Annotated in this window: 20 protein-coding genes and 4 tRNA genes; all 24 read right to left on the reverse strand. The window is 34.6% G+C overall.

The genetic code is table 11. The features are described 5' to 3' along the window. Positions 1–22 precede the first annotated feature (22 nt). The 24 genes from rplA to FQU23_RS00775 all read right to left on the reverse strand — a co-directional run bounded on the left by rplA (position 23) and on the right by FQU23_RS00775 (position 22407). Positions 23–712, reverse strand: coding sequence for a 50S ribosomal protein L1 (rplA, locus tag FQU23_RS00660; RefSeq protein ID WP_147672152.1), 690 nt, complete (start codon positions 710–712; stop codon positions 23–25). Between the two features lie 13 nt (positions 713–725). Further along, a complete protein-coding gene (rplK, locus tag FQU23_RS00665) occupies positions 726–1163 on the reverse strand; it encodes a 50S ribosomal protein L11 (RefSeq protein WP_091084259.1) in 438 nt (145 codons plus the stop codon). A 67-nt stretch (positions 1164–1230) separates the two neighbouring features. Then, on the reverse strand, positions 1231–1782 hold the full coding sequence (gene nusG / locus FQU23_RS00670; RefSeq protein WP_147672153.1) for a transcription termination/antitermination protein NusG: 552 nt from the start codon (positions 1780–1782) through the stop codon (positions 1231–1233). Positions 1783–1790: 8 nt separating this feature from the next. Continuing rightward, positions 1791–1988 (reverse strand): preprotein translocase subunit SecE, encoded by a 198-nt coding sequence (gene secE, locus FQU23_RS00675; protein WP_132108205.1) that lies wholly within the window; start codon positions 1986–1988, stop codon positions 1791–1793. A 19-nt stretch (positions 1989–2007) separates the two neighbouring features. After that, positions 2008–2078, reverse strand: a tRNA-Trp gene (locus FQU23_RS00680). Positions 2079–2139: 61 nt separating this feature from the next. Beyond that, positions 2140–3327, reverse strand: a complete 1188-nt coding sequence (gene tuf / locus FQU23_RS00685) for an elongation factor Tu (RefSeq protein WP_147672154.1) — start codon at positions 3325–3327, stop codon at positions 2140–2142. Between the two features lie 54 nt (positions 3328–3381). Then, positions 3382–3453: transfer RNA gene (locus FQU23_RS00690), tRNA-Thr, on the reverse strand. 36 nt (positions 3454–3489) lie between these two features. Beyond that, positions 3490–3570, reverse strand: a tRNA-Tyr gene (locus tag FQU23_RS00695). Positions 3571–3613: 43 nt separating this feature from the next. Continuing rightward, positions 3614–3687, reverse strand: a tRNA-Thr gene (locus FQU23_RS00700). A gap of 91 nt (positions 3688–3778) precedes the next feature. After that, positions 3779–4081 carry a ribosome hibernation-promoting factor, HPF/YfiA family gene (hpf, locus tag FQU23_RS00705; protein ID WP_132108209.1) on the reverse strand — a complete coding sequence of 101 codons (303 nt, stop codon included), beginning with the start codon at positions 4079–4081 and terminating at the stop codon, positions 3779–3781. Positions 4082–4115: 34 nt separating this feature from the next. After that, positions 4116–5012, reverse strand: a complete 897-nt coding sequence (locus FQU23_RS00710) for a tyrosine-type recombinase/integrase (RefSeq protein ID WP_147672155.1) — start codon at positions 5010–5012, stop codon at positions 4116–4118. A gap of 78 nt (positions 5013–5090) precedes the next feature. Beyond that, entirely contained in the window at positions 5091–5285 is a 195-nt protein-coding gene (rpsU, locus tag FQU23_RS00715) for a 30S ribosomal protein S21 (RefSeq protein WP_007137807.1), read from the reverse strand. 254 nt (positions 5286–5539) lie between these two features. Then, complete coding sequence (locus FQU23_RS00720; RefSeq protein WP_147672156.1) at positions 5540–6709, reverse strand: acyl-CoA dehydrogenase family protein; 1170 nt, start codon at positions 6707–6709, stop codon at positions 5540–5542. A 181-nt stretch (positions 6710–6890) separates the two neighbouring features. Further along, entirely contained in the window at positions 6891–7775 is an 885-nt protein-coding gene (locus FQU23_RS00725; protein WP_245181053.1) for a ComEA family DNA-binding protein, read from the reverse strand. A 12-nt stretch (positions 7776–7787) separates the two neighbouring features. Continuing rightward, complete coding sequence (locus FQU23_RS00730) at positions 7788–7952, reverse strand: hypothetical protein (RefSeq protein WP_165425706.1); 165 nt, start codon at positions 7950–7952, stop codon at positions 7788–7790. Between the two features lie 21 nt (positions 7953–7973). After that, the gene (locus tag FQU23_RS00735) at positions 7974–9644 is read right to left on the reverse strand and encodes a sodium-dependent transporter (RefSeq protein WP_147672158.1); all 1671 of its coding nucleotides are present in this window, start codon (positions 9642–9644) and stop codon (positions 7974–7976) included. Between the two features lie 81 nt (positions 9645–9725). Beyond that, complete coding sequence (locus tag FQU23_RS00740) at positions 9726–9965, reverse strand: PspC domain-containing protein (protein WP_147672159.1); 240 nt, start codon at positions 9963–9965, stop codon at positions 9726–9728. 77 nt (positions 9966–10042) lie between these two features. Beyond that, positions 10043–11314 (reverse strand): DUF2851 family protein, encoded by a 1272-nt coding sequence (locus FQU23_RS00745; protein ID WP_147672160.1) that lies wholly within the window; start codon positions 11312–11314, stop codon positions 10043–10045. A 74-nt stretch (positions 11315–11388) separates the two neighbouring features. Continuing rightward, entirely contained in the window at positions 11389–11871 is a 483-nt protein-coding gene (locus FQU23_RS00750; protein WP_147672161.1) for a 3'-5' exonuclease, read from the reverse strand. 139 nt (positions 11872–12010) lie between these two features. Next, the gene (locus FQU23_RS00755; protein ID WP_147672162.1) at positions 12011–13372 is read right to left on the reverse strand and encodes a pyridoxal-phosphate dependent enzyme; all 1362 of its coding nucleotides are present in this window, start codon (positions 13370–13372) and stop codon (positions 12011–12013) included. A gap of 185 nt (positions 13373–13557) precedes the next feature. After that, the gene (locus FQU23_RS00760) at positions 13558–15495 is read right to left on the reverse strand and encodes a putative porin (RefSeq protein WP_147672163.1); all 1938 of its coding nucleotides are present in this window, start codon (positions 15493–15495) and stop codon (positions 13558–13560) included. Positions 15496–15712: 217 nt separating this feature from the next. Then, on the reverse strand, positions 15713–17143 hold the full coding sequence (locus FQU23_RS00765) for a RagB/SusD family nutrient uptake outer membrane protein (RefSeq protein ID WP_147672164.1): 1431 nt from the start codon (positions 17141–17143) through the stop codon (positions 15713–15715). A gap of 12 nt (positions 17144–17155) precedes the next feature. Then, positions 17156–20272 carry a SusC/RagA family TonB-linked outer membrane protein gene (locus FQU23_RS00770; protein ID WP_147672165.1) on the reverse strand — a complete coding sequence of 1039 codons (3117 nt, stop codon included), beginning with the start codon at positions 20270–20272 and terminating at the stop codon, positions 17156–17158. Positions 20273–20778: 506 nt separating this feature from the next. Then, the gene (locus tag FQU23_RS00775) at positions 20779–22407 is read right to left on the reverse strand and encodes a RagB/SusD family nutrient uptake outer membrane protein (RefSeq protein WP_147672166.1); all 1629 of its coding nucleotides are present in this window, start codon (positions 22405–22407) and stop codon (positions 20779–20781) included. Positions 22408–22419 lie beyond the last annotated feature (12 nt).

Genomic DNA, 22419 nt, shown 5'->3' on the forward strand with positions numbered 1-22419 from the left:
ACTAAAAATTATTAACTACCAATTATACTGCTTTTGGGTCTAATGCAATAGCAGGACTCATAGTGCTTGTAAGGTAGATACTTTTAATGTATACCCCTTTAGCAGCAGTTGGTTTAAGTTTGATTAATGTTTGAATAATTTCGTGTGCATTGTCAACAATTTGCTCAGCTCCAAAAGAAACTTTACCAATTCCTGCATGTACGATACCAGTTTTATCAACTTTAAAATCGATTTTACCAGCTTTAACCTCTTGAACAGCTTTTGCAACATCCATAGTTACAGTACCTGTTTTAGGGTTTGGCATTAAACCCCTAGGTCCTAAAATACGACCTAATGGACCTAATTTACCCATAACGCTTGGCATAGTGATGATCACATCAACATCTGTCCAACCATCTTTAATTTTTTGTAAATAATCATCAAGACCTACATAGTCTGCTCCAGCTTCTTTAGCTTCCGCTTCTTTATCTGGAGTAACTAATGCTAATACTTTAACATCTTTACCAGTTCCATGAGGTAATGTTACCACACCTCTTACCATTTGATTCGCTTTTCTTGGATCTACACCCAAACGTACCGCGATATCAACAGACTCATCAAATTTCGCAGATGCAACAACTTTTATTAATGCCGCAGCATCTTTCAAAGAATACATTCTGTTTTTGTCAATTTTTGAAGCAGCCTCTTTTTGCTTTTTTGTCAATTTTGCCATGTCTTTCTTTTAATTAAAAAGGAGCGTCTCCTGATACAGTTATACCCATAGATCTAGCAGTTCCAGCAACCATACTCATTGCAGACTCCATAGTGAATGCATTTAAGTCAGGCATCTTGTCTTCTGCAATAGCTCTAATTTGTTCCCAAGTAACACTAGCTACCTTTTTACGATTAGGCTCTCCTGAACCAGATTTTAGCTTCGCAGCTTCCAATAATTGAACAGCTGCTGGCGGAGTTTTAACAACAAATTCGAATGATTTGTCTTTATACACAGTAATTTGTACTGGGCATATTTTGCCGGCTTTATCTTGCGTTCTAGCATTGAATTGCTTACAGAACTCCATGATGTTTACACCAGCAGCTCCTAAAGCAGGTCCAACCGGTGGCGATGGATTCGCAGCACCTCCCTTAACTTGTAGTTTAACTACTTTACTAATTTCTTTAGCCATTTTTTAAAAAATTTAACACTACAATCATTAGGAAGCGATTGTAATGGATATTATATGTAACAAAATATTATACTTTTTCTACCTGCATAAACCCTAATTCTAAAGGTGTTTTTCTTCCGAAAATTTTCACCATTACTTCAAGTTTACGCTTCTCTTCATTAATTTTTTCAACCGTACCGTTAAAACCGTTAAATGGTCCATCTATAACCTTAATAGTCTCACCTAAGTTGAAAGGTATAGAACGAGTATCTGCATTTACAGCTAACTCATCAACTTTACCTAACATTCTATTAACCTCAGATAGTCTTAACGGAACAGGCTCACCACCTTTAGTCTCACCTAAAAACCCTATCACACTTGTAATACCCTTAATAATATGAGGTATTTCACCGATAAGATTTGCCTCAATCATGACATAACCAGGAAAATATACTTTATCCTTAACTAATTTTTTACCATCTTTTACAGATACTACTTTTTCTGTCGGAACCAAAACTTGAGAAACATAGTCCGTCATCTCTAACCTAGAGATTTCATTTTCTATGTAAGCTTTCACTTTATTCTCTTGCCCGCTTACCGCTCGAACAACATACCACTTTTTTAGATTATTATCTGTCATCACAAAAATTAGGCTTTTATCCAGTTAAAAAATCCAGCTAATGCTTTTGCAAAAAATTCATCTACCCCCCAAGTTGCCAAAGCGAATAATACTGAAAAAATAGCAACAACAATCGTTAGACGTTGCACCTCAGCCCACTCTGGCCAAGTCATATTTGACTTTAATTCCTCAAATGATTCCGATATGTAATTAACTATTTTTGCCATTTTGATTTATTTTTTTTTGCACGGGCGGAGGGATTCGAACCCCCATCAACGGTTTTGGAGACCGCTATTCTACCCTTGAACTACGCCCGTATTAAAAGCCAGTACCATTTCAGTTAAGAAAATCAACTGGCTTTATATAATTTTTAGGATATTATCCTACAATCTCAGTTACTTGACCAGCACCTACTGTTCTACCACCTTCACGGATAGCGAAACGTAAACCAACACTCATCGCGATTGGGCTTAACAAAGCAACATTAATAGTTAAGTTGTCTCCTGGCATTACCATCTCTACACCTTCTGGCAAAGTAATAACTCCTGTTACGTCAGTTGTACGTACGTAGAACTGTGGACGGTAGTTATTATGGAATGGCGTATGACGACCACCTTCTTCTTTTTTCAAGATATAAACCTCAGCTTTAAAAGTAGCGTGTGGTTTTACTGATCCTGGCTTAATGATAACCATTCCTCTTTTGATAGATTCTTTATCAACACCTCTTAACAATAAACCTACGTTATCTCCAGCTTCACCTCTATCAAGGATTTTACGGAACATCTCAACTCCTGTAATAGTAGAAGTTAATTTTTCAGCTCCCATACCAATGATTTCAACAGCATCTCCTGTATTAGCAATACCTGTTTCGATACGACCTGTAGCAACAGTTCCACGACCAGTAATTGTAAACACATCCTCAACTGGCATTAAGAAAGGCTTTTCAGTATCTCTAACTGGCTCTTCGATCCACTCATCAACAGCTGCCATCAATTCAAGAATTTTAGGTACCCAAGCAGGATCATTATTCAATCCACCTAAAGCAGATCCTTGAATAACTGGACAGTTGTCTCCATCATATTCGTAGAAAGATAATAAATCTCTGATTTCCATTTCAACTAGCTCTAAAAGCTCAGCATCATCAACCATATCCACTTTATTCATGAATACAACCATTCTAGGAATTCCTACCTGACGTCCTAAAAGGATATGCTCACGTGTTTGCGGCATAGGTCCATCAGTTGCAGCAACTACAAGGATAGCACCATCCATTTGAGCAGCACCTGTAACCATGTTCTTTACGTAATCCGCGTGACCTGGACAGTCAACGTGAGCGTAATGACGATTAGCAGTTTCATACTCTACGTGTGATGTATTAATTGTAATACCTCTTTCTTTTTCTTCAGGAGCATTATCAATTTGATCAAATGATTTTGCTTGACAGTAACCAGCATCAGATAACACTTTAGTTATTGCAGCAGTTAATGTAGTTTTTCCGTGATCTACGTGTCCGATCGTACCTATATTTAAGTGTGGTTTCGAACGGTTAAAGGTTTCTTTTGCCATTTTACTTCGTTTTTAATCTTTATTAATATATTAGTGTTCAAAATATTCTAATTGAGCCAATGTCGGGAATTGAACCCGAGACCTCTTCCTTACCAAGGAAGCACTCTACCCCTGAGCTACACCGGCAGAGCTTTAATCTTTAGATTTTCAAATCTAAAATTGTGGGGAGAGCAGGATTCGAACCTGCGAAGTTTACACAGCAGATTTACAGTCTGCCCTCGTTGGCCGCTTGAGTATCTCCCCTCTTTCTTTATTTACAAGATTTCAAAACCTCAGTTTTATTTTGAGCCGGCGGAGGGACTCGAACCCACGACCTGCTGATTACAAATCAGCTGCTCTAGCCAACTGAGCTACGCTGGCAAAATCAATAAAAAAAGTCCGCTATTTCTAACGGACTGCAAATGTATAGATTTTATCTCTCAATCAAAACATTTTTTTAAAAAAATTTAGATTAAATATGCGTTCTTATCTTTTCTTTCCTTTTTAACAACAATCTCTCTAATGAATCCGCCGATAATTCAATCGCTTCTTCAAAAGTCTTGCACTGTTTTTTAACCATAAAATCATCCCCTGGGACATTCATCTTTACCTCTGCAATCTTGTTTTCTTTGTCACTTGTATTTTCAACTTTCAAATAGACATCGGCAGAAACCACTTTATCGTAATACTTCTCTAACTTATCCATTCTCTCTTGAACATAACCTACTAATTTTCCGTCAACAGTAAAGTTAACTGCATGAACATTTACCTTCATAATCAATTTTTTTTATGGTTAAACATTTATCGAATTATTCCTTATTCCTTGGATGCGCTTCTTCATAAACCTTTTTCAACTCTAACAAGCTACTGTGTGTATAAATTTGTGTCGAAGCCAAACTAGAATGTCCTAATAACTCTTTTACTGAATTTAAATCGGCTCCGTTATTTAATAAATGAGTCGCAAACGTATGACGTAAAATATGCGGACTTTTTTTTACTTTTTCAGAGACAGCACTAAAGTAAGAATTTATTAACCGATACACAAAGGATTCATTTAATTTTAACCCTTTTTTTGATATAAAAAAATATTCTAAATCCCTAACACTATTAATATGAGACCGCTCATTACTATACGAAGAAAACTGCTTTGTTAAAACAGGCAATACAGGAACAATTCTTTCTTTATTTCTTTTACCAACAACCTTAATCGTACTATTAGAAAGATTAACATCACTAATTTTCAAATGAATCAGCTCTGTTCGACGAATACCTGTTGTATAAAATAAATCGATAATTAACTTATCTCTTATCTCTTCAAAACCAACAGGGTTTTCTAAATCACGTAACACTTCAGCCACCTCTTTCTCCGAAAACGGAATTTGAAGCACCTTAGCCGTTTTTAACGCCTTATGCTTCAACAGCGGACTGACCTGTATCTGTTTTATTTTCAATAAAAACTTAAAAAGCGCTTTTAAAGAAGCAATCTTTCTATTAACCGAAACATTTGACATTCCACCATCTACAAGCGATACAATCCAACTTCTTATTTGACTGTAGTTGACCTCCTCTATATTTTCCTGATCAAAATAAACCTCGTTGAATGACTGGAAGTTCATTACATCATTCAAATAGGCGTTTACAGTATGCGGAGAATATTTTTTCTCCTTTTGTAGATAATCCCGAAACGCATCTATATTGGTCACCATATAAAATAAAAAAACCGTTAGCATCAAAGTTAAAAAACTTTAATGACTAACGGCATTTATTGTAAAAAAAGAAATTACTTAGTTTTCTAAGTTGTCTTTCATGTTTTGAATATAAGCTGCTTTCTGAACTTTAATTCTATTTTTTACAGAAGGCTTAATAAAAGCAGTACGTGCACGTAACTGACGAACAGTTCCTGTTTTATCAAATTTTCTTTTATAGCGCTTTAGTGCTCTATCGATATTTTCTCCGTCTTTAATTGGTATAATTAACATAATTTTGACACCCCCTTTCGTTAAGTGTGCAAAAGTAGTCAATATTTTGACTTATCGGTCATCAATCACTAATTTATTTTTGGTGTGCCGGCAAAAACACCATTTAACTCCAAAACAGCCTTTTATTTGCCGTCAGGCTATCCGCTGCAATCTTTTACTCCGCAAGGCTTTGTAAAAGGATTTCCACTACTATCCTTCACACATAAAAAAAAGAGCCAATAACTACATTGACTCTTTTATTATTTTGATTTTTTTTACTTCACCGCAGGCTTATAATTTTGCTTGTCAATTATCATTTTTGATAAAATCTCCTTAAGAATTTCCGAAGTTCCACCTCCAATTGGACCCAGACGACTGTCTCTTAACAAACGTGCTAATGGATATTCTTCCATATAACCATAACCACCTAGCATTTGCAAACAACTGTAAATGGTTTCATCAGCGACTTTTGTAGATTTCAATTTAGCCATAGTCGCTTCCTTAACTACATATTCTCCTTTATCTAGTCGTGCTACGGCAGCATAATTAAATATTTTACAATGCTCCACATCAGTGGCATGTTCTACTATTGTATGTCTTAATGCCTGAAATTTATCTATGGTTTTTCCAAATGCCTCGCGTTGCGACATGTAGTCTATCGTATATTCAAGCGCATACTCTGCTCTTGCATGTCCATTTATAGCCATGATCATACGCTCTAAAGCAAAATGTTGCATAATATAAGGAAATCCTTTTCCTTCCTCTCCCATTAAATTCTCTACAGGAATTTCGACATTGTCAAATGCAATTTCTGCTGTATCAGAAGCTCTCCATCCTAACTTATCTAGTTTCACTGCAGAAACTCCTTTCAAGTTGCTATCCATCAAAAATATGCTTATTCCTTTATTTCCAAGTTCCGGACTTGTTTTGGCAGCGACTATATAATAGTCACCGTAAACTCCGTTTGTTATGAAAGTTTTAGAACCATTAATGATGTATTTATCTCCTTGCTTTACTGCAGTAGTACGCATTCCTGCTACATCACTTCCACCAAAAGGTTCTGTTATACACAAAGCCCCTATTTTTTCACCAGCGATACTTGGAACTAAATAATCTTGCTTAATTCTTTCGTCACCTTCAGCATTTAAATGTGTCATTGCTAAATAAGAATGTGCCCACATAGCAGCTGCAAATCCAGATGACTTAACTTTCTGAAGTTCTTCTAAAAAGATTACAGTGTAAAATAAATCTAGATTTAACCCACCATAAGCCTCTGGATAATTGATTCCGAAGAAGCCCATTTCACCGAACTTTTTCCATATAAAGCGCTCTATTGTACCTGTTTTCTCCCATTTTTCAATATGAGGCACTACTTCCTTTTGCAAAAAATCTTTTAAACTTTTTCTAAATAATTGATGTTCTTCTGTGAAATAAACTGATTCCATATAACTAATATTTTTTTAAACAAATTTGATTGATTAAAACAGAAAGCATAGCCTTTCTATTTTACATTTAAGATTTCTTTGAGTTAGATAATTGAGCGACAGTTAAAAGAAAAAGAAACAAACGACAAAACGATTATTTTGCAGCAAATTAAAATATTCGAAACCACTTAATTATAAACTTCTAATTAAAGTCCAAATATAATGCAATTATTTTTGCCTTTTCAACAGGAAAGCCCTTAATCTTTGTTAAATCCTCAACATTTTTAATATCACCGTTCATACTCCTATAGATCACAATTTCTTTGGCTAGCGCATATTTAAAATAAGAGAATTGAGAAATCTCCTTTAATGACGCATTATTGATGTCAATTTTTTTAATATTAGGCAAAGTATAAACTTTGAAATGCGAATTAAGACTCGCAATCACCTCGGGAGACAAACCCCAAACATCACTCATCTGCTCCATAGAAACAAATCCACCGAGGGTTTCTTTTAGTTTCAAAATCCGTAGCGAGATCACTTCTCCTATTCCATAAATCTTAATCAGATCTTCCTGGGTTGCAAGATTAATGTCCTTTATAACAATCTTTTCATTTTTCGCGAAAGCCTTTTTTTCATATTTAACATAGCCCTTTTTTTCGACCTTATTTTTAACCCAATCCGGAAATTTAAAATAAGGCGCTATCGCATTTAATAATGAATCAGAAATTTGAGTAACAGCTTGAAATTCTTTTGGAGAATTCACATATTTATTCTCTTTCCTAAATTCTAATAACCGATCAATTTCTTGAACAGACAAACCTAGTTTATACCCTTTGTAATCTGTGATAAAATTGGGATTGAAAGGATATATTTTTGCAATGTATTTTGGATTTGATGCCTTTAGAAAATCAATTTTAGACTGCATTGCTAACCATTCCTTTTTTTCTACGGTATCTTCATCTGTTGGATCATTAAAGTCAACAAAGTAATACCCTAATTGCAGAACAACTATAACAAATAATAAAGCCAAAATCCCTTTTCGTTGATCAGTAGTGAACATAAAAAGGGATTTTAGCTTATTCATATTTAAAGAAATTTATTTTATTTCAGCGTCTTGCCTAATGTCTTCATCATCATTTTCAGTAAACGAATCTGGTTCCTGTTTTGACGGAATCGTTAACACCTTATAAAAAAAGTAGACTGCAAAAGCAGTTACAATTCCCTGCGTCAACACCATTGTTATTAATGCTTCTGTATTCATTTGAATTGTGTTTTAAAGTTATTATAATGTAGCTCTACCTTCTCTACGTCTTTTTAGAAAAGCAAAGTAGACTAACGAACTGATAAAAATAAACAGACCTATTAACAATAATCTAGCTAAGTTTAAATATAGGATTTTATCTTGTAATTGCTCAATTACAACTGGATCAGTCGCTAAAGCGATTTGATCTCTAATTCCAGCATGCATTACCATTTTAATTATCGAACCATTATCTAATAACCATCCGTTTCCTGTGACTAAGCTAGAAATATTTCCAGACCAATCATTCCCTAAAGGTTTAAAAACAGAGCCTAAGAAAATGATAATCAGCAATACCGGTGTTATATACTTAATAATAAATTTATAAATATTAGGTACTTTTATATCAGAACCACTAGTAATTTCTCTCCATCCTTTGTCCATTCCAAAAACCCAAGAAAACAATATCGTTTCTAGCATCGCAAAAACCACTAAACTTACCGTTCCGGCCCAATAATCATATTCATCAAATACTCCTTCTTTGAAGAAAATAACTGTTGGTAAACCTAAAATTAAAATCATTGCTCCAAAAGACCAAGCTCCTTTATTTTTAGACCAACCAAATTCATCTCTCATGAATCCCATCCATGGCGTCCCCATAGCTAATGACGAAGTAATACCGGCGAAAAACAATAATCCAAACCAGCAAACACCAGCTACAATAGCTAAAGTAGGTCCCCACTGCTGGAATAAATAAGGCATTGTTTGAAATGCCATACCAAAACCTGCATTTTCAATAACCCAATCCAAACCTAAATATCCTGCGGCAATAGGAATTACAATTAAACTTCCTAAAACTACTTCTACAAATTCATTCATAAATCCAGCCGAAACTGCATTTAATGCGATGTCATCTTTAGAATCGATATAAGCGGCATAACAATGAATTGTCCCCATACCTACAGATAAAGTAAAGAAGATTTGGCCGGCTGCTGCCATCCAAACCTTTAGATCAAGTATCGAATCGTATTGCGGAGTCCAAAGGAAATTTAAACCATCCCAGGCATTTGCATCAGGGAAAATATCAGAAGCTCCAGAAGTACCAAGAGTTAATCCTCTTACTGCCAATACAACTCCAAAAAGAATTAATAAAGGCATACCCACTTTTGCCACTTTTTCAATTCCTTTAATTCCTTTTGATAAGATGAATGTATTCAATAACAAACAAATAATATAGAATATAACAGCTTCATAAGGCAAGCCTGTAGTAGATTTTGAAATATCAGTATAAGAATCAAAGAATCCCGCGACATTAGCCTGACTCATTCCGTCGAATGTACCTATTAAGGTATGATACACATAGGACATCGTCCACGATTCAATATAACAATAATAAGCAGCTATCGCAATATTGGTAAAAATACCAAATACACCAATGTATTTCATCAATCGACCTTTCACCATTGAATCTAAAATATATGGAGTACTGTGATTCCCAAATTTACCTCCATATCTTCCTGAAGACCATTCGATAAACAACAATGGAATTCCCATAACGAGAAAACAAACTAAATAAGGGATAATGAAAGCTCCACCACCGTTTTCTACGGCCTGTACTGGGAATCTAAGAAAGTTACCTAAACCAACAGCATTCCCCGCCATGGCTAGTATGAGTCCAACTCGTGAGCCCCATGAATCAACTTTTACTGACATATAAATGTATTAATGTGATTCTTCAAAGATAATAAAACAATCTAAAAATCAATAAAATGTAAAAAAAATGTAAAATGAAAGTTAAAGATCAAAAACAGAAGTTCGCTTAGCACGTATCAAATCCTTCAATCTAATCCAGAAAGCCAATGTTAAATACACACCAAACCACAAGCCTACCGTAACAAAAGAGATATAAATGAAGAACAACCTCACGCTTGTTACTCGCATTCCAAGTTTATCCGCTAGACGTGACGACACATGAAATCCGTACTTTTCAAAGAAGTATTTAAGCTTAATTACCGCTGGAACACTTTGAGCCATGTTCTTTTTTTTTTTTTTAAAATTCTATAGTACAAAAATACACTTTTATTATTTCTTGAAAATAAATAAGTAAAGAATCATTCACACTTCATTAATTCCATCCCGATAGCACAATCCAAACATTTACTTTTAGCGCAGTACTCATTCTTCAACTGCAGCATGGCTTGGGAATCAAAAGCATTTAATGATTTCACGCCAAAACTCCCAAATTTATCTATAATCACATTTTTCTCCGGCGCGACTTCATTTAGCAGCTGAATAAAATCTTCCGCTCGCTCAATTCCCCTACTTTTGGCGTAAGCGAATTGAATTGGAATCAAAGTATTTATTACAATCAGATCAATAAAAGACTTCGATAGCATTTTTTTCTTTTTTCGACTTTCCTTATCAAATTGATAATGGTCAAGCCAATAAGAAGAAGCCGAAACTTGAAATACGTCATAAATCGCCTTAAGCGAAGTAATTTCAGAAACTTGCGAAAATAGGTTTTGGTTGTGATGATATAAATTCGCCAGTTGCGACAGTCGTATTGTAGGAAAGTTATCAGGCCGGTGCTTAAAAAATTGAACCGCGTTACAATTACCTTTTTCTATTTGGTATTTATGTAACAAATAGTAATACCTAAATTTTAAATCTTTAAAATAATTATCTTCTTTTTCATCTTCTAATAATCCCGCGCTACCTAGAAGTAAGCTTTCCAAGTTTTCGACTTCAAAACTCTCTTTTCTTATAATGGAAAAAGGAATAGAACTCGCTATTTTTAGAAAAATATCTCCGTTTGTATTCAATCCGAAGTTTTTTGCCAACATACAAAACAAAACTGCCTCCCAATCATTATCAGTTTGTTCTAACAGCTCATAAATAGCTTTAGACTTTCTTTCTAATCGTTCAAAAAACAAACGCTCTTGCCAGTTTTTTAAAACAAAAGAAGGAATATCAATTAACTGCTTTTCGCAGAAGATCCACGCTTTTGGCGACATCAAGGACCGATAATTTTCTATTGTTTCCTTATTAACATACTTTTTAAGTTCCAAGACAGGAATCTCAGTATTGTTCTTTCTGTAAATTTCGCTGTCGTGTTCCCAGACTACATGAAGGATTACATTTTCATAGGCAGCATCTCTTTCATGATGATGCACATACCAGTCTGACGATTTAAGGTGAATTTCAACGTTCCCAGCCCACAATTGGTCTCCAATTGAAATTTTAGCATTAAAAAAATCAGGGCCTGCCACTTCCAAATATTGGCCAACAGTAACGATGTTAATTTCCTCCTCATTTGAAGTTTTCAAATTTAGGGTGTCAAACTTCTTGAATCTCCAAAGATAATGTAGAAAATCTTCTTTCATCGTAACGCATTGTAGTTAAGACACTAAAGTAATGAAAAAACAAACAGCTTGTACTTCTCAATAAATACACGAAGTTATCTCAGCAAATACAATTTGGCGCAAGCCCGAGCATCTGATAAAGCTTCATGATGATTCAATTGAATTTTCATTGTCCTGCAACAATCGCTAAGCTTTGTAGGTTTTAATCCTTTGGCTTTATATATTTTTACGGTACACTCCCAGCGAGGCGATAAATTTAAATCCTCATAATTTAAGCCATAAAGCGCCATTGATTTGGCCAATACATTCCTGTCAAAGCTTTCATTGTGCGCCACAACAACTCTATTTTGTAGTCGTTTTTGAATTTCAGGAAATACTTGCGCAAATGATTTGGCATTTACAGTATCCCTTGGATAAATTCCATGCACTTTAATTGTAAAAGGAGAATACAAATTGTTTGGCGGCTTAATCAAACTGACAAATTCGTCTACTATTATCCCATTCTCTACTGTCACAATTCCCACCGAGCAAGGGTGAAATGCTGTTGCTGTTTCGAAATCTATTGCTGTAAAAGTCATTTCTTAAGTTAGAGGTTAGTGCTTCCAAATTAGAGGTTAGACCTAAATCGTACTATTCTAATTAAAAAAGCCATAAATCAAAATAGTTGACACAATATAAATTTGCGTTTACTATTCTAATTTATGGCAAAAAAAAATATTATTTTATCGAACCTATGATATCGTATTTTGTAATAATATGGTGTTTTCCATTTCCTAAATCAATTAACACGGCAGCGTTTTCTCTAGTGAATAACTTCGACACTTCTTCGATTGTTGTTCCCAGTTTCACGATAGGATACGGAGCTCCCATGATTTCGCGAATGGGCCTTTCGGCAGAGTTTTTATCTTGCACATAACTTTGAAACAAATCAGACTCATCCAGCGAGCCTACAAAACCTGAAATATCCATTACTGGTATTTGAGAAATTTTATATTTACGCATTCTTTCTATGGCATGCGAAACCAACTCTTCAGTACGAGCCACAATTAAAGGCTTGTCAATATGATCTTTGATCACATCCTCGGCTTTTTTAATTTCTACTTCTAGAAAACCACGTTCACGCATCCAGTCATCATTAAACATCTTCCCTACATAACGGCTTCCTGAATCATGAAATAAAACAATAACGACATCTTCTGGCTTGAAATGTTCTTTTAATTGCAACAATCCTTTTATAGCAGCACCAGCAGAATTCCCTACGAAAATTCCTTCTTCAAGTGCAATTTTTCGGGTATAGACCGCGGCATCCTTATCAGTCACTTTGGTAAAACCATCAATCAAAGAAAAATCTACATTTAAAGGCAATATATCTTCTCCAATTCCTTCTGTTATGTAAGAATAAATTTCGTTTTCATCGAAAATTCCTGTTTCATGATATTTTTTAAATACCGAACCATAGGTATCAATTCCCCAGATCTTGATATTAGGATTCTTTTCTTTTAGATATTTTCCAACACCAGAGATTGTTCCTCCTGTCCCAACACCAGATACAAAATGAGTGATTTTACCTTCTGTTTGTTTCCAAATTTCTGGTCCAGTCTGCTCATAATGCGCTAGAGCATTTGATGGATTGTCGTATTGATTTACATACCAAGAATTTGGTGTTTCAGCAGCTAATCTTTTCGAAACAGAATAATACGAACGCGGATCAGTAGGCTCCACATCAGTAGGACAAACCACTACTTTTGCTCCTACAGCGCGAAGAATATCCATTTTTTCTTTGGATTGTTTGTCAGAAATGACACAGATTAATTTGTATCCTTTGATGATAGCTACTAAGGCTAATCCCATTCCCGTATTTCCTGAAGTTCCTTCAATAATAGTCCCTCCTGGTTTTAGTCTTCCGTCAGCCTCAGCATCTTCAATCATTTTTACCGCCATTCTATCTTTTACAGAATTACCAGGATTGAATGTTTCTACTTTGGCGAGTACTAATGCGTCGATTCCTTCAGTGACCTTATTTAACTTCACTAGCGGAGTATCTCCTATTGTACCTAATATGTTTTCTGCGTATTGCATTGAATTGTATTTTAAAAAATGTGATTTGTTCTAAAAACTTTTGCAAAGATAGTATTTTGTTATAAAACATTTCAATGTTACAAAATTGCCTTAGCGATTACGATATTTTTTGCTTTTTCGAAAGAAAAATAAATGCATTCCATTTTTTCTTTTTTTTCTATCGAAAAGGACGACGACGAAAATACTTAATTAAAGAAATTCCAGATTAGTCCAAAACGAATCATGAAATCACGGTAAGGATTATTAGGAGCAGCATAAAAATTATTTCCTGTTAAAGACGAATTGAAATGTTCTGCTTTCACAAAAATTCGAGTTCTTTGAATACGAGCATTAACAAAAAAATCAAGATTTGGATAATTTCCAATTTCCTTCTTGTTCTGGACAAAGAACTCCCCGATTACCGGGTTGTAATCATTTGCATAGTAGTTTGAAAAATAATTTAATGTAATCCCTGTTTGCAAAAACAAGGCTTTTTTAAACATATAATTAGTATAATAAATCGTGTTTCTAGTCACAATTTCAGGCACATTTAGAATCGCATCCTGTTGATCTGTTTTTTGATATAGAAAGGTGTTGTCAAGCGCAAATCTTCCAAATTTTATTTCCTTGCTCAATTTAACCGAAACATAATTTATGGTATTCCCATATTGATTTGGAGTAACAATTTGCTGATTTTCATCTGTGGCCACATTCTCAAAATAGAGATGGTCGTTTAGTGTCGTAAACTGTACTGAGGCTTCCACCCAAGGAGTCATAGCATCTGCTGTGATGGAGTTTATTTTTTCGTTTTTGAAGTCGTTAGACCAATTGTAGTTTACATAACTACTTTGATGTAGATTATAATTGTCATTTGGCAATTTATTCAAGTTTTGATATCCAAAAGTGAATTGGTAATCCTCATTCAAATTATAATTTAATTTCGCCTCTAAATTAGATAACGACTGATTTGTAACAGATCTTGAATACAAGAATTTCCCATTCCAATTCTTTTTTTGGTATTCATACTGACCTCCAGCACTGTTGATATTCCTACTCAATGATGCCGGAATGGTTTTATCATCTCTTATTAATATTTGATTATAGTAATAATTACTCCTGAAATCATCTGCAAAAAACTGAAACTTACCTAGCGTGGTGTTTTCATAGATCAAACCCGCTTTGTTGTACATTTTATTGTAATGAGTTTGATCATTAATACCACTCGTCACATAGGAATCGCCAAATCTATAGACTAATCGCGATCCTACAGTTGATGGTACCGTTGCCTGATTGTACTCAAAGAATTTATTCTCATAATTAAACTGATGACTGACGTATAGATTATTATCGCCTTTGTTAGTATTTACTCTAAAAAAGTGATCCACAAATATCCGTTTCCCTTTTAGAAAAGATTTCGCATCTGTAAAATAAACCTCGAGCCTTTGCCTGTTATCATACTTTGCATCCTCTTCTTCGAAATCGCTGATTGTGGTAATTCCGCCATTTTCCTCATTTAATATATCTTGATAAGTATAATGTGCATTTGCAAAATAACGTTTATTTAAGGTATTGTAACTTGTAGTAAATCTAAAATTCCCCGTACTGGATAACTGATTTATATACTTCCCCTCCGAGCGCAAGCCTTTATAGGCAATAGAAAAATTTAACCTCGGCGAAGTATTTAGTGTAAAAAAAGCATCCAGTGATTGTCCTTTTTGCATCACCGATTTAAAATATAACTCGGTCACAGGCGTCGCCACCGAACTGTATTTTACATCGTTTGCTTCGAGAAAATTGAAATGCTTTGCTTTGAAACCAAATTCTGGATAAGGAGAAAACTCCGTTAAACTATATTGAAGCGTGTTATATGTTTGCCCCTCATTAGAGAACTGCAAGAGTCCGAAATTATCTTTTCGTAAATAGTTAAAGCTATATTCTCGTTTAATAGTAAGCGCTGTATCAATGTATGTGGTATCGCGTTCTAAAGAAATAAAACGATACATATCCATTGTAGCGACTTTTACAGAATCTGTACTACTAGGTCTATTCGACAACCCTGTTTTTGGAGCTTCTTCTCTTGAGTTAATTTGAGAAAATAGGATTGTGGGTAATACTATAAAATATAAAGAAAAGAGTATTCTCATTTGAAGGATATATTGTTAGGATATAATTTTTTAATTGCCAATCGAGCAAAGGTAAATTATAATCGTCATATAATAAAAAATTGATTTGTTATTTAAATATACTAACCAACATCGACCATTTTACAAAAACAATGTATGTACCTAAATCCATATTCAAAAAAAAAAAACCGAGTTAGGCAAATGCCTACTCGGTTTTAATAATAATAAAAATAATTAATTATCTATTTGCATTAATTGACTCCTCAATTAAATCATTCGCATCAATTTCAGCTTGAGGGATTTTCAAAAAGAATTTCTTGTCATCTGCAGTTAAATTAGCAGCTGCTTTAATTCTATGATTACCTGTTCTGGTAATTCCTCTTCTCAAACGTTTTGCGTCAAACCACTCTACACCAACTTCAGCATAAAGCTCTTTTCTTCTTTCTACAAGAATTTCTTCCAACAATGCAGGACCAGTATTTGTTGACCTAATTGCATTAACATCTCTGTTTTTTTGCAATGTATAAAGTAAGTCATGAGCTTGTAGATCCTTAGTTTGTCTTTGTAGTGCTTCTGCTTCAATCAGAATCATTTCTGAACTACGAATAATAGGATGATCCGCATCGAAAGTAAATTTAAATTTACTTGTAATCCAATATCTAAAATCAGTAACAGGTAAAGTAGCACTTCTTAATTGAAATAATCTACGTACATCAGTTGCTGAAAATAAACTTGCAAAATCTACATTGATATGGGTTGAAGTATAAGAAGTTGTTGTAAAATCTGTTCCAACATGTGGAAAACCCCAGTAATAATTAGACTGATCAGATGATTGAGCACTACCCCAAATCCACTCCACATTTGAGTAATCATTAAAACCAGTTCTATATCCAGCTGCATTCAAAACAGCTGCAGCATTCCCACCATAAGCAGCCTTAGCAGCAGCTTCAGCACCAGGCCAGTTGCCCATTACCTGATACACTTGAGCCAAAATTCCATTTGCTACATTTTTATTAATGTACGATTTCCCTAAGCGTGATGAATTTAGTCCATCTACAGCTTTAGTTAAATCATCGACAATTAAGTCATAAACTTCCTTTACTGTTGACATTCCATTCCCGCTTGTTGACAAACTTTTGTAAATAGGCGGTGCTGGAAAGTTTTGATCAAACGAATAAGTAGGAGCAAATTCCATCACTAATTGATGATAGAAAAATCCTCTTAAAGCATAACCATATGCCATCAATTCTTTTTTATCAGTATCTGCCAATACAGTACTAGCTTCAACACCATTGATCAATGCGTTAGCCTGATTAATCATGTAAAAACAGTAATTCCATGTAAATGAAGTTCTCCTGTATGTAGGTTCACGATTGTCGTTTGCATAATCAAACCCAAACCAATTATTAGCTTGGATGACATCATTTCCCTTTACCGTACGTGCAAAGAAAATTGAATTAAGACCTGCTGAATCCACATTGGTATACTGTCCTCTAAAACGACGCATTATCCCTGAAATAAAAGCTTCAACACCCGCACGAGAAGAAAATACAACTGGTTCAGATACACCGTCAGTAGGCTTAGGTTCGTTAAGGAAATCCTCACTACAACTACCCAGTATAATTATTGCCATAAAGGCAACTAAAATTTTTGAAAGTATTGTTTTCATAAATATTTGTTATTAAAATTCTAAATTAACACCAAAAGAAACAACTCTTTGGTTATACGATCTGCTGTTTGTTGCACCACCAAAGTCTTGCTCAGGGTCAATCCCTTTGTGAGATTGAAATGTCAATAAATTATCAGCTTGTAAAAACAATCTCATTTTTGAAAGTTTTGCTCTCTCGATAAGCGACTGTGGTAAAGAGTACCCTAAATTTAAAGCTTTTAATCTCACATAATCATTTTTAAACAAAAATCTTGTAGATTGTGAGTTAAAATCATTGTTTGACGCTAAGAATAATGGCACATCTGTGATGTCCCCAGGTTGTTGCCAACGAGTTGCAAGATCTTGATGAGCTGCTCTTCCCGAACTTTCGAAACCTTCCATCAAACTTGCATAAGTACTGTCATATACATAAGCACCAAAACTAAAATTGAATAAAATATTCAAATCAAGATTCTTATATTTGAAGAAATTAGTAAAACCACCAACTACATCCGGTAATGACGATTTCTCAACATAATATCTATTAGCTTCAGCATACGTTTTTGTAGTAACACGCTCACCTGTTGGTGTACCGTCTGTAGCTAAAACATCCTTGTACCACATTCCATAACCTGTAGCAGGGTCTACTCCAGCCCATTCTTGGATATAGTATTCATATAATGAGCGACCAACTTCCCATCTTTTATTTCCGCTAGTGAACGATTCTTGAGTAAGTTCAGAAATTTCATTTGTATCAAAAGTGAAATTCAAGCCAGTAGTCCATAAAAAGTTAGCAGTAGCAACGTTTCTCGTACTCAATGAGAATTCCCAACCATAATTCTTAATGGATCCTACATTTGTTGTAATACCAGTATTACCAGTAGAACCAGGAAGTGGTTTATTGTAAATCAAATCAATTGTCTCTTTACTATAATAATCTACAGTACCAAAAATTCTGTTATTAAACAATCCAAACTCTAAACCAGCATTTGAAGAAGCTGTTTTCTCCCAAGTAATATTTGGGTCAACAGCTGATCCTAATACAACTCCAGTATTATCTAACTCATTCCAACCAGTAGAAAACAACTGTAAATAAGGGAAGTAAGAGGTTAGTCTATTATTTCCTAGTTCTCCATAAGATCCTTTCAATTTCAAGAAGTTAATAACATTATTATCTTTTAAGAAATTCTCTTCAGAAAGCAACCATGAACCACCCACAGCGAAGAAATCTCCCCATCTAACATCACTGTTAAAACGAGACGAACCATCTTTACGATACGAACCTTCAAGGAAATATTTCTCTTTGTAGTTATAACTTAAACGACCTAAATAACTTGAAATTCTTTCCTCAGTAGTCGATCCAGAAACCGACGAAGGAGTTGTACTACCATCTAGAACATATACACCCGGTAAAAAACCTTCACCTTGTGCACCTAGAGCATCAATCTCAAATTTATAAGCTTCTTGAATCAAATTAGCCTCAAAATTATGATCACCAAATGATTTAGTATAGCTCAAACTGTTAATTAAATTTGTAGAAGTTGTAATATCTCTATTTTGAGTAACTCTACCGTCTACGCTTGATGCATACCCAACTTCGTTACTTGCATAGTTATAAGAATCAAACAAATACTTGTCATACGCTAAGTTAGTTTTGAAAAGTAAATCCTTAGCTAAAGTAACTTGCAAATATGCATTTGCAGTAAAATTATCTCTCTTGTTTTTAATTTTGTAATTGAATAAAGAACCATATGCATTCTCATTATTCAATTGAGGACGATTTCCGTTTAAAAGCTGTGCTGAATTTGCACCATAATCAAAAATATTGTTACCGTTACCATCAACAATTAAATCTCCATTTCCATTTCTTTGGTATAAAGGATAGATTGACGGTATAGTATAAATCCATTGAACAGCACTTTGAAAACTGTTCCCACTTTGAGTTGGGAAATTTTGACTAGATGTAGAGTAGAACGAAGTAATTCCGGCAGTCAACCAATCATTAACTTTAGAATCAATACTTAAACGAGTTGTTACACGATCAAAATTCGATGTAACTACATTTCCCTCTTGAGACAAATAGTTTGTTGAAAATGCATAAGAAGTATTATCACTACCACCACTTACAGCAAATGAGTGCTCTGATCTAATAGCCGAATCATTCAACATTAAGTCAGCCCAATTTGTTTCCCATTTTTTTTCTGAAGAAACTAATTTACCGTTAGCATTAACTGGCACAGCTGTCGTGTATGGATTGTAACCTAATGAAGATACTAACGAATTTGACGCGTTTAATCCTGCAGTAGCTGCTGGTTGATTAGCCACATACTGATTCGCATTTCTTATTCCTTCCCAAGTGTATTCCATATATGTATCAGAACTAACCAAGTCATGAAGTTTAACAGCACTTCCTGCAAAACCAACTAAAGTTGAAAAAGTCACTTTTGGAGCTGTCCCTAATTTACCTCTTTTTGTTGTGATAACAATAACACCATTTGAACCTCTAGAACCATACAATGCAGTTGAAGACGCATCTTTCAATACACTCATTGACTCAATTTGATCAGAGCTGATTGAATTAAGGTTACCGCTAAAAGGAGCACCATCCAAAATAATTAATGGCTCAGAAGAAGCATTAATAGAGCCTGTTCCACGAATACGGATCACTGGGTTCTCCCCTGGTTGTCCACCTGCCGAAATGATATTAACACCAGCAACACTACCTTGTAACGCAGTTAATACACTCGTTGCTTGTTGCTTTTCTAAAACTTCTTTACCTACAGTAACAACCGACCCCACGATTGATTTAGCTTTCTGCTTACCGTAAGCAACAACAACAACTTCTTCTAAAGATTTAGCCGTTGATTGCAACTTTACATTTACAGAACTTGAAGCGCCAACTGTAACTGACACATCATTCATACCAATAAAGGAAAACATTAAAACCTCTCCGGAACTTGCTCTCACCGCATATTTTCCATCAAAATCAGTTTGGGCTGACCTATTTGTCCCCTTCACTACAACGTTCACACCAGGAACTGGTCCTGATTGATCTGAAACAATTCCACTAACGGTTTTCTCTTGAGCAAAAGAAAACTGCATAGATAACGCTATCAATAGCGTAAAAATCCATTTGAATTTTAATCTCATATTAATTAATTTGAATTAGTTATTTTACAAATATGTAGAATAAATCCTTAAAAAGAAAGCAAAATCATAAAGTTTTGCCAAAAAACTATAGCCAAAACGTATTTACAGTGTTAATAGAGTCCATCAATGTAGCAAATAACAACATATTAACCAACTGTATAAAACCAATAAAAAAAAATCAATAACTTAATTATCAATTCTTTAACGACACAAAACATCCGACAAACAGTCCCAAATTCAACGATGATCAACCCTAAATATTAGACATTACCAAAAATGTTAAATTTTCACATTAATTAACAGGTTTATCGAAAAAGAAACTTCTATACGGGTTACTAATTGTAGATAACCTTTAAAATTTAATACAAAAAAATAGATACAGCAAAAAAAAACAGCTGCAAGAAATAAATCTTGCAGCTGTTTAGAAAGTAATCCATTTTAAATATGAAGCTTGTTTATAGCTGATAAACTTACCAATCTTTGTTCAAGCTCCTAAAACATTAAATTTAGTAACCAGGGTTTTGTTGTGGTCTTAACGTTGGATTTGCATCTAGTTCCAACTGTGGTAATGGCCAAACAAATTTAAAGTTATCATAAGTAAAGGCATTAACTCCTAATGCTCCTGTATATGGAGTTCCTAAAGCGTAAGCAACCAAAGCCGGTGCCGCAGTAGCAAAACCAGCGTTAGCGATTTTTCCAGGAATACCAGCAATAGGGAAATAAGGATCACTTTGCAATCTAGTGATATCTGCCCAACGGCGGCCTTCGCAAATAAACTCTATTCTTCTCTCTTTTAGAATAGCACCTAATAAATCAATATTATTAGCGAAACTTGCTGCTGTATAAGTTTGAGTTAATGGGTCTGCCAATGAACGATTTCTAACAGCGTTTAACCTAGCCAGACCATTTACAACATCTGTACTTCTCGCATACGCCTCTGCCATGTTTAAAGATACTTCAGCATACCTGATAATTGGAGCGGCATCTGTTTTATTGACAGCATCTTTGTACTTGTTAGTAAACTTTGTATTTGGATAATACCCAGCATTACCTGTAGTGATCATCGTTCCCTCAGTTCTTCTTTTATCATCAGCTAACCAACTTGGATCTCTCCAGATAATTGGACTAATAGCAATTAATCCACGTCCATTTGCAGCAGCTGGAATTGGTGGGTGATACATGCTAGGCAAAGATCCATTAACACCTGGATTGTTTGTAGCTCCATTTGCAATAGAGAAAATAGATTCGCTATTTGAGTTGTTACTTGCAAAAGGAGTATCAGGATTTGCTGTCATAGTGTATTTACCATCTAGTTTAATACCTTCTGAAATTACTTTATCCCATTTACGCATGTGTAAATAAACTCTGGTTTTATAAGCAATAGCTGCCTCTTTAGAAATTCTTTCTATTTGAGCTGCACCTGCTCTTTTCGTTTTAGAATAAAGCAATGTCTCAGCATCATCTAAATCGCTTAAGATTTTAGTATAACAATCAGCAACCGTATTTCTACCTTGAGCTAATCCTAATTCAATATTTGCTGGATTTGTATAAGGGATTTCTCTGTAAGGAACTCCTAAGTTTGCTCCATTATTATCCTGAATTGGTCTTGCAAAGTGAATCAACAATTCGTTATGGGTAATCGCTCTAAAAAACTTAGCTTGACCAATGTAGTCATTTGCTAATTCTTGAGATATAACTCCTGCTGCAGCCGCCTTTGCAACCCCGTCAATTACGATGTTAGCTCTATTGATCAAACGGTAACCATCTGCCCAGTAATATACGTTATTGGCTGATGTAGCATCATAAGTACCTGAATAAGTAAGTTGATAAAATGCAGCTAAGTTAACCACATCTTCACCCCTGTTATCACCCTGTTGAATAAATGCTGAGCCAAAGATATATCCTCTAGCTCCAGCTCCATTATAATTACCCAATTCAGCAGCATTATACATACCCGTAACAGATAAATCGATTAATGCTGGAGTTTGAAACGCAACATTTTCAGAAACACTATTAAAAGGAACTAACTCTATTACACTTTCTTCACTACAAGAAGTAAACAAAAGTGACACCATTACAAACGGAACTACTAACTTAGTAATCGAGTATAATTTAAATTTATTTTTATTTTTCATTTTTTAATTATT

This window comes from Flavobacterium sp. XN-5 (assembly GCF_008033395.2).
Taxonomy (GTDB): domain Bacteria; phylum Bacteroidota; class Bacteroidia; order Flavobacteriales; family Flavobacteriaceae; genus Flavobacterium; species Flavobacterium hiemivividum.